Here is a 1,003-nt window from a genome sequence, read left to right on the forward strand (position 1 = left end):
CCGGAGCGCGGAGAGGCGCCCGGCTTCGGCGAGGCCCCGGTCGACCAGCGCCGCGAGGTCCGCGATCTGCTCGCCCAGCAGCGCACGTTCCCGCGCGAGCGCCGCGCTCTGCGCCCCGAGCCCCTCGATCCGGCGGCCGAGCTGCACGCGCTGCGTCCCGATCTGGCGCAGCGCCCCCGCCTGCGCATCGAGGCGCGCGCGGAACAGCGCACGCTCCCCCTCGGCCAGCGCGGCGAGCGCCGCCGCGTCCACCGTGTCGAGGCCCGGCGCACCGTCGAAGGCGGGGAGGTCCGCCCCGTCCCGCTCGGCCCGGAGGCGCGCGCTGCGGACATGGATCTCGGCGAGTTGCCCCTCGACGATGGCGAGCTCCGAGCGCAGGAACGTCCCGTCGAGCCGGAGGAGCACCGCGCCCGCCGCGACCCGGTCGCCGTCGCGGGCCAGGATCTCGGCGAGGACGCCGCCCTCCGCATGCTCGATCGCCTGCCGCTCCCCCTCGGCCTCGAGGTGGCCGGGCGCGACGACGGCGCCCGCCAGCGTCGTGCCGACGCCCCAGCCCCCGACCGCGAGGAGCAGCAGGAGGATCGCCGAGGCGCCGAGGGCGAGCGGATACCCGGCGCGCCCGCGCGCGGCGCCGCTCACGCCCCACCCGCCCGCAGGGCGCGGGCGACGTCGCCCGCGTTCCGCAGCATCCGCCCGAGGATCTCGTCCCGCGGTCCGAGGGCCGTCACCCGCCCCCCCTCGAGGACGAGGAGCCGGTCGCAGGCCGCGAGCGCGGTCGGCCGGTGCGTCATGACGAGGACGGCGCGCCCCTCGGCCTTCATCGCCGCGATGGCGGCGTTCAGCGCATCCGCCCCGTCCGCGTCGAGGGCGGAACTGGGCTCATCGAGGACGAGCAGGACCGGATCGCCGTAGAGCGCGCGGGCGAGCGCGAGGCGCTGGCGCTGGCCGCCCGAGAGCGCGGGCGCCGTCCCGTCGAGCTGGGTTTCGTAGCCCTGCGGCAGCG

At 78.7% G+C, this 1,003-nt stretch carries 1 protein-coding gene and 1 pseudogene; both read right to left on the minus strand.

Going from position 1 to position 1,003, the window contains the following annotated elements:
• A pseudogene (locus ACTS11_RS02800) lies at positions 1-639 on the minus strand (HlyD family type I secretion periplasmic adaptor subunit); the annotation flags it as partial.
• Positions 636-1,003: ATP-binding cassette domain-containing protein (locus ACTS11_RS02805; protein WP_442638826.1), on the minus strand; the 368-nt coding region annotated here is incomplete at its 5' end. The pseudogene ACTS11_RS02800 and the gene ACTS11_RS02805, both read right to left, overlap by 4 nt.

This window comes from Roseicyclus sp. (genome assembly GCF_052168335.1).
GTDB lineage: Bacteria > Pseudomonadota > Alphaproteobacteria > Rhodobacterales > Rhodobacteraceae > Roseibacterium.